The organism is Priestia sp. P5_B4, from assembly GCF_056400385.1.
The window spans coordinates 1-532 of record NZ_JBFULJ010001517.1; the positions used below are offsets into that span (position 1 = coordinate 1).

Consider the following 532-nt stretch of genomic DNA (forward strand, 5'->3'; position numbering starts at 1 on the left):
GTGATGGTACCGACTAAAAACAGTTATATCTTAACAGAGAAATTACCCAAAGCACAGCTGATTATCTATCCTGATTCTGGTCACGGGCATCTGTTTCAATTTCCAGAACTATTTGCAGAACACGTAAACTCATTTCTTGATTCTAATTCTTATTCAACTTTCGTCTGATGTAAATAATAATCTTGCAGATGTTGTCACAGTAGGTACTTGGGTACTAGCTAATCCAGACTTTGTAGAACGGATTCAATCAGGAGATCCCCTAAACGAACCTGACAAAAATACGCTCTATGAAGGAGAAAAGAAGGCTATACAGATTATCCTTTTTTAAAATGATTTATTTAATATGGATATCCTATTTAGGGATATTCATATTCTTTTTCTTAGGTTTGTTATGAAAACATACATGTGGGTTAAATAAAAAATGTGGAGGATTGTCATGAAAGCTTTAGCAATTGAAAACTACGGTGAAAAACCAAATTTTTTAGACTTCCCTATGCCCAAAATAAACAATGACGAGGTCTTAGTTGAGATA

General features: G+C 33.8%; 1 protein-coding gene. It reads left to right on the forward strand.

Annotated elements, in window-relative coordinates:
* Window positions 1-168, forward strand: a 168-nt coding sequence (locus AC1DRF_RS31925; protein WP_477742818.1) for an alpha/beta fold hydrolase, incomplete at its 5' end; no start/stop codon positions are given.
* Between the last annotated feature and the right edge of the window lie 364 nt (window positions 169-532).